The organism is Acidipropionibacterium jensenii DSM 20535, from assembly GCF_000425285.1.
Taxonomy (GTDB): Bacteria; Actinomycetota; Actinomycetes; order Propionibacteriales; family Propionibacteriaceae; genus Acidipropionibacterium; species Acidipropionibacterium jensenii.
On record NZ_AUDD01000025.1, the window covers coordinates 26,714 to 33,758 of the forward strand.

Annotated in this window: 7 protein-coding genes; 5 read left to right on the plus strand and 2 right to left on the minus strand. The window is 69.3% G+C overall.

What is annotated here, in order from left to right; genetic code table 11:
- Positions 1-223 precede the first annotated feature (223 nt).
- From ald to H590_RS0111995, 5 genes are all read left to right on the plus strand, one after another.
- The gene (gene ald, locus H590_RS0111975) at positions 224-1,345 is read left to right on the plus strand and encodes an alanine dehydrogenase (protein WP_028703723.1); all 1,122 of its coding nucleotides are present in this window, start codon (positions 224-226) and stop codon (positions 1,343-1,345) included.
- A gap of 257 nt (positions 1,346-1,602) precedes the next feature.
- Entirely contained in the window at positions 1,603-2,622 is a 1,020-nt protein-coding gene (locus H590_RS16540) for a carbohydrate kinase family protein (RefSeq protein WP_036982283.1), read from the plus strand.
- Between the two features lie 528 nt (positions 2,623-3,150).
- On the plus strand, positions 3,151-3,822 hold the full coding sequence (locus tag H590_RS0111985; protein ID WP_036982292.1) for a VOC family protein: 672 nt from the start codon (positions 3,151-3,153) through the stop codon (positions 3,820-3,822).
- Between the two features lie 31 nt (positions 3,823-3,853).
- A complete protein-coding gene (proC, locus tag H590_RS0111990; protein ID WP_028703725.1) occupies positions 3,854-4,648 on the plus strand; it encodes a pyrroline-5-carboxylate reductase in 795 nt (264 codons plus the stop codon).
- 360 nt (positions 4,649-5,008) lie between these two features.
- On the plus strand, positions 5,009-5,986 hold the full coding sequence (locus H590_RS0111995) for a hypothetical protein (protein WP_028703726.1): 978 nt from the start codon (positions 5,009-5,011) through the stop codon (positions 5,984-5,986).
- A 277-nt stretch (positions 5,987-6,263) separates the two neighbouring features.
- On the opposite strand, the gene H590_RS0112000 is transcribed toward H590_RS0111995, so the two are convergent.
- Both H590_RS0112000 and H590_RS0112005 read right to left on the minus strand, forming a co-directional pair.
- Positions 6,264-6,704 (minus strand): AAA family ATPase, encoded by a 441-nt coding sequence (locus tag H590_RS0112000; RefSeq protein ID WP_028703727.1) that lies wholly within the window; start codon positions 6,702-6,704, stop codon positions 6,264-6,266.
- A gap of 3 nt (positions 6,705-6,707) precedes the next feature.
- The coding region (locus tag H590_RS0112005) for an integrase core domain-containing protein (protein ID WP_028703728.1) at positions 6,708-7,045 on the minus strand (338 nt) is incomplete at its 5' end.

Below are 7,045 nucleotides of genomic sequence, written 5' to 3' on the forward strand. Positions count from 1 at the left end.
GGACGATCTCGGAGAGGGTTCGCGGGCGGTCGCCATCGTGTCTCCGGGGCATCGAATTCTGAGTGACCGGGGCACTACTGTGGTCGGTGAGCGTTGTTCCCTCGCGACTCAGCATCTCGACCGCATCCGCGGCACGACAGCTCACCGGCACCGACGCCGGATGGGCCATGATCGCCAGGACATCGCCCGTCGAAGGTTGTTGCTCGTCGAAGGAGAAGAGCAGATGCGAGTCGGAGTCCCCACCGAGATCAAGAACAACGAGTTCCGGGTGGCGATCACCCCCGCCGGAGTGCACGCCCTCACCGACCACGGCCACCAGGTCCTGGTGCAGAGGGGCGCCGGACTGGGCTCGTCGATCACCGACGCCGAGTACCTGCGGGCGGGGGCGACGATCATCGACGACCCCCGCGCGGTCTGGGACGGCGCCGACATGATCCTCAAGGTCAAGGAGCCCGTCCCCGAGGAGTACGAGCTGATGCACGAGGGGATGGTGCTGTTCACCTACCTGCACCTGGCCGCCAACCGCCCCCTCACCCAGGCCCTGCTGGACCGCAGGATCACCTCGATCGCCTACGAGACCGTCGAGACCGACTCGCACGCTCTGCCCCTGCTCTCCCCGATGTCGGAGATCGCCGGGCGGCTGGCCACCCAGGTCGGCGCGCACTGCCTCATGCAGCCCTACGGCGGCAAGGGCACCCTGCTGGGCGGTGGCACCGGCGTCCACAAGGGCGACGTCGTCGTCCTCGGCGGCGGGGTGGTGGGGCTGTGCGCGGCCCGGGTCGCCATCGGGATGGGCGCCCGGGTGCGACTCTTCGACGTCGATGAGGAGCGGATGCGCTATATCGAGGAGGTCACCGGCGGCGCCGTGGACACCGAGTTCTCCACCTCGCTGGGAGTCGGGCAGGCCTGCACGGAGGCCGATCTGGTGATCGGATCGGTGCTGGTCCCCGGAGCCCGCACACCCCATCTGGTGAGTCACGAGATGGTCACCGCGATGTCTCCAGGCTCGGTCCTGGTCGACGTCGCCATCGACCAGGGGGGATGCTTCGCCGACTCGCACCCCACCACCCATGCCGACCCGGCCTTCCGGGTCGCCGACACGGTGTTCTACTGCGTAGCCAATATGCCCGGTGCGGTCCCCCACACCGCCACCCATGCCCTCACCAATGCCACCCTGAAGTACGCCACCCTGCTGGCCGATGCCGGATGGCGAGAGGCGCTGGGGCGCAGGAGAGATCTGGCCCGGGGGCTATCCACCAGCGGTGGCTCGCTGTTCAGCGCCCCCGTCGGGGAGGCGCTGGGGCTGGACAGCGTGGCCTGGGGCGAGGTGCTGGCCGGGGTGTGAGGTGCGGGGCCATGATCCCGTGCCACTCGCTGGGGTGAAGACCGAAGGGGTGCGCAGATTGCTCCCCAGACGGGGATCGGCGATTTCCCGACCAGTTCGGGAGGTCACGGTGGCGGTCAGGGCACAATGCGGGGGTGAACTATCCCGACGCGGCGGGCCCGGCCCCAGTTGGCCCAGCGGGTCCCGCCTCCCCTGAGATGCCTGGCGCTCCTGCTGCATCCGTCCTCCCCGGTGAGTCCACTGGCTCACCGGCAGACGTGATCCTCACCGGCACCGTCTTCTGGGATCTGGTGATGACCGGCCTGCCGCGCATCCCGGCCAATGGCGAGGAGATCCGGGCCGATCAGATGGCCACCGCCCCCGGTGGAGTGGCCAACCTCGCGGTGGCCTGCGCCCGGCTCGGACTGCGTACCGGCTTGGCGACCGTGCTGGGCCACGACATGGCGGGCCGGTTCTGCCGGTCGGTGCTGGCGGCCGAGGCGATCGACGTCTCAGCCTGCCGGGTCCTCCCGGACTGGACCACCCCGGTCACCGTCTCGGTGAACCATGCCGGGGACCGGAGGATGTTCACCCACCAGCGACCCTGCCAGGTCTCCACCGACGAGCTGCTGGCCGGCGCCAGCCATCCACGAGCCGCCCTGGTCGATCTGGGTCAGCTCCACGCCGGGGAGGGCGCGGACTGGACCCGGGCGGCCGCCGCCGCAGGCACTGCGGTGATCGCCGATATCGGTTTCGACGAGACCGGCCGGTGGGATCGCGGGGTGCTGGCGGAGCTGGCGGTCTGCTCCGCCTTCCTGCCCAATGCCGTGGAGGCCTGCGGGCTGACCCGTCGCGACTCGGCGCGTTCGGCGGCCCGGGCGCTGGCCGAGCTGGTGCCGGTGATCGTGGTCACCGATGGGTTGTCGGGGGCCTGGGCGGTCGACGCCGACAGCGGCGAGGAGTGCCGCGTCGGGGCGATCCCGGTCCCGGCGGACCAGGTGGTCGACGCGACCGGGGCCGGGGACGTCTTCGATGCCGCCTTCACCTGGGCGACGCTGGCCGGCTGGCCGCTGGGGAAGCGTCTGGACCTGGCCAGTCTGGCCTCCAGCCTGGCGGTGCGCGGCCTCACCGGGTCGATGGCCGCCCCCGGCTGGGCGGAGATCGGCGCCTGGTGGCAGGGCCTCGGCGACTCCTCCGACGACCAGGCGATGCGACGCCGGTTCGGCTTCCTGGCCGACTGCGCACTGGATGCGCCGGCAGTGACGCCGGCTCCCCTGACGATCGGATGGGACCTCTGAGGGGCTCCTTTTCCGCTGGTTGGCTGCTCGGTGCTGGTGCGGCCCTGGCCTTGGAGGGTTTCCGGACCCGGCCTGGCTTCGACAGCGGTCCTCGCCGGCCAGGCCACACACCCCGTAGTCCCTCAGCACCCACCCTCCAGCCACTCCCCGACCCCATCCACCGAGGTTTGGTCGACTTTGGGGCACTACACGCACCCAAACTCGACCACACCTCCTGCTCCACCGGCCTCCGGGCCTCACTGGGCCTCGGGGCCGGGCCCACACCGCCTCAAAGGCCACCTCGGCCGTCTGACCGCACAACCATCTGTCCGGGATTCGGGATCGACCCCATTCACCGAGGTTCGGTCGACTTCGGGGCCGTAGACGCACCCAAATTCGACCACACCCCCTGCCATGCCGGGCCACAGCCCTCGCCAGCCCCCGCCGGCCCTCGCCAGCCCTCGGCGACCAGTCCACACACCCCGTGAGACCTCAGCATCAACACCGACCCCGAGCGAGATAATCAGTCCGGCCCCGAGGGAGACCATCATGAGCGTTCCTCTTGATCACCTCGTCCTGCTCGTCCCCCACATCGACGACTACGTCGACGAGTTCGCCCGGGTCACCGGCGTCACCCCGGTGTTCGGCGGAAGCCACCCCGGCAGGGGCACCAAGAACTACCTGGTGCGGCTCGACGCCGAGGCCGTGAGCACTCCCGGCAACCCCTCCTACCTCGAACTGCTCGTGCTCGACGACGCCCAGCCCGACGTCGCCCCGGAAGACACCATGTTCGGGGTGGGACGCCGTGGACCCGACCCGCGGCCGGCCCTGGTGACCTGGGCGATGCACCCCGCCGACATCGAGGCGACGACGGCCAGAGCAGCCGCCGAAGGGGTGGATGCCGGCACCGTCGAGTCGTGGTCGCGCAATGCCCCCGACGGCGCCCTGTTGCAGTGGCGGGTCGCCATGAATGCGTCCATGCCCATGGGCGGGCTGCAGCCCTTCCTCATCGACTGGGGTTCAACGCCGCATCCCTCGACCAACCCGGCTCTGGGAACCATCGCGCTGGCCGGCCTGAGCTTCGAGTCCCCGGATCCGGACATCCTCGAACACACTCTCACCGCGCTCGGGATGACCGATCTCCCACCGATCCGGTTCGGACTGGTTCCCACCATCACGGCCGACATCAAGACCCCCAACGGGCGCATCACGCTGCGCTGAACCGCTCCACCAACCTCGGAGGGACACACCCATGAATTCACGTCTCGGCATCATCGGATTCGGCCAGATGGGCGGCGCGATCGGCTCCGGTCTGGTCGCCAACGGGGCCCTGGACGTCGGCCGGATCATGGCCTGGGACCTCTACGCGGCGGCCCTGCAGCACGCCACCGACGTCGGCATCGGCACTGCCGGGAGTGTCGACGAGCTGTGCTCGGGCTCCGACATCGTGCTGCTGTCGGTCAAGCCCCAGGACGCCCCGACGGTCCTTGAGCAGGCCGGTGCCGGGCTGGCGGGCAAGGCGGTCGTCTCGATCGTGGCCGGCTGGAATGCCGAGACGCTGTCCGCTCACCTGCCCGAGGACGCCCGGATTCTGCGTGTGATGCCGAACACCCCGGCTCGGGTGGCCGCAGGAGCCTTCGGGCTGTCGGAGTCGACCACGGTCACCGATGCCGAACGCTCCGAGATCGAGGAGTGGTTCTCGGCGATCGGGCTGGTCGAGTGGGTCCCCGAGCGGCTGATGGACGCCGTCACGGGGCTGTCGGGAGGGATCCCGGCCTACGCCGCCATCATCGTCGACGCCCTGGCCGACGGCGGGGTCCAGCAGGGGTTGAAGCGACCGGTGGCCAGGCGACTGGTGCTGCAGTCGTTGCTGGGCAGTGCGAAGCTCATGCTGGAGACCGAGCAGCACCCCGGTGACCTCAAGGACGCGGTCTGCTCCCCTGCCGGCACGACGATCGAAGGAGTCCGGGCGATGGAGAGGGCAGGCGTCCGATCGGGACTCTCCGAGGCCGTCATCGCGGCCTCGCGACGAGCCTCGGAGCTGTGAGGACGATCCCTCCTGTAGTCGGCGGCCTTCGTCCGCGGCCGTCAGCGGGGTGTGGCGACGGTCCCCGCCCGATCGGGACAAGGCCGCTGCAGTAGATGCGAGTACTCCCGGCCTCGACACAGCACATGGCCGCCCAGGCCCCTTGAGGTCTGGTCGAGTTGGGGGCACTACACGCACCCAAACTCGACCACACCTCCTGCTCGGTCGGCCGTAGAGCCTCGCTGAGCCTCAAAGCCCGAGGAGAGCAGGCGACGGCCACCGCCCGCGCAGAACTGTCACAGCCTTCTGACATCATCGAGGAATCAACGATGAGGAGGCCGCCGCGCCGTGGCCTCGACAACAACTCCACAGGAGAGTCCGATGAGCGGAGCGCCCCGGCACATGAACCACACCAGTGCGGGCCAGAACCTGAGAAATGTCCCGGCCGTGCTGCCCGGTCTCGAGCAGGTCATGACGCTCATCAACTCCGACCGGGTCAAGTCGCAGTCGGGGTGGCGCACCATGACGCCCACACCATGGGGATACGTCGAAGCCGTCCAGCGGAGCAACGGCGGCTTCGACTGGCACATCGGCGTCCCGAACCGCAACCGCAGCGTCGCTGAGATTCACCAGGCCGTCGCTGCGGCGACGCAGGGGGTATTCGCGCCGCTCAGCGACGGCGGACGGTTCACCCGGGCCCAGCTCTTCGGCATCGTGGCCGGCTCTCTCACCTGCCTTGTCGCAACGTCCATCGCCGGCGGGAACGGCCTGGGAACCATGCTAGGTCTGGCAGCTCTTGCGGCACTGTGGGGCATCCCGATGGGAGAGCGGAACAAGCGGCACCAGGCTGTGGCGGACATGTGCACATTCATCGATCCGTCGACGTTGACCGGCCCGAGAGGACGATGCCTTACGGCCCTGGCGCACCTCGCGGAGATGCCGGGAGTCACCGAGTCCACCGCGGCGGCGATGACTCGCTGCACACAGCAGGGGCCCGCGAGCCCAGCGGCGGCGGACCTGGCCGAGGCGTCGGTCACCGTGATGTCGAGGGCGCTCGGCAGCCCTGTCGTCGATGTCACCATCGCCACCGTGATCTCGGTCCTGGATCTCGTCCCCTTCGGCGCCGAGAGAACCGTCATCGACACCACCCAGCAGATGCACGCCCTGGCCACCAAGTTGCAGGGCTGGAAATCGACGCAGATCGCGCACATGCGCCGCGACGCGCAGCAGAACCACAACCGCCGGCAGGAGGAGGCGGAACTCTCGTCGAGGACGTACGTGGACCAGGTCGTCACCCCCTCGATGGAGGCGATCAATCGCATTCTCGACGCGGAGGCGCGGGACGACCGCGATTGGTGATCGGTCGCTGCACGGCCAGCCTCCCGTCGGCCACTCCGGTCCTCGCAGATGAGAAATCGGCCGCCAGCGGGAGGACGTGCTGGTCCGGCTCCAGCCTCAGCACCGCAGGTGCCACACTCATGCTTGAGACTGAGCAGCACCGCGTAGAGGGCCCGTCCGGCCCTTGAGGTTCGGTCGAGTTGGGGGCACTACACGCACCCGAAGTCGACCACACCTCCAGCCCGTCGAGGCGCCAAAGCCGCACGAAACCTCGAAGTAGCCCCAGCCCGCCCGCAAGTCAGTCGGAACTGGGACCCGATCCGCCAGCCGAGTTCCCCTGCCCGCGACGCTTACGTTCCCGGAGCCTGTCCCACTCGGCGAGCTTCTCGCCGATGATCTGCTCGTACCCGTTACGGGTGGGCCGGTACAGCGTCGGCCGGTCCACCCCCTCGGGGAAGTAGTCGGCCCCGGAGAACCCGTCTGCGGTCTCGGGGTCGTACTGGTAGCCCTTCCCGTACCCCAGGTTCTTCATGAGTCGGGTGGGTGCGTTGAGGATGTGGGCGGGCGGGGTGAGGGAACCCGTTCTGCGCGCCAGCCGCTGGGCCTCGCCGAAGCCGCGGTACACCGCGATCGACTTCGGCGCGGTGGCCAGGTAGACGACGGCCTGGGCGATGGCGAGCTCCCCCTCCGGGGAGCCCAGGCGCTGATAGACGTCCCATGCCGCCAGGGCCTGCTGCACCGCCTAGGTGTACTTCCCCGTGACGTTGTGAACGCGGGCTGAGGGAGTCTGGCCGCCGATCCCGGTGTGGGGTCTGTGGTGATTGTAGTGATGGAGCCAGGTCTCGTAGGCTGCGGCGCGCTCGGCTTCGCTGGCGTAGGGCTTCGCGTAGGCCCACTCGACGGCGAGGGTCCGGTTGAACCGCTCGACCTTGCCGTTGGTCTGCGGCCGGTATGGCCGGGTCCACTTGTGCTTCACCTCGTCGCCGAGCGCGTCAGCGAAGGCGCCTGACCGGTAGCAGGAACCGTTGTCGGTCATCACCGCGGTGACTGTGACGCCCAGGCCTGCGAAGAACGCGTTCG

Bases quoted from the DNA above. Each gene is read 5' to 3' on its own strand.
- ald (WP_028703723.1), top strand. From the start codon at position 224: ATGCGAGTCGGAGTCCCCACCGAGATCAAGAACAACGAGTTCCGGGTG.
- H590_RS0111985 (WP_036982292.1), top strand. From the start codon at position 3,151: ATGAGCGTTCCTCTTGATCACCTCGTCCTGCTCGTCCCCCACATCGAC.
- proC (WP_028703725.1), top strand. From the start codon at position 3,854: ATGAATTCACGTCTCGGCATCATCGGATTCGGCCAGATGGGCGGCGCG.
- H590_RS0111995 (WP_028703726.1), top strand. From the start codon at position 5,009: ATGAGCGGAGCGCCCCGGCACATGAACCACACCAGTGCGGGCCAGAAC.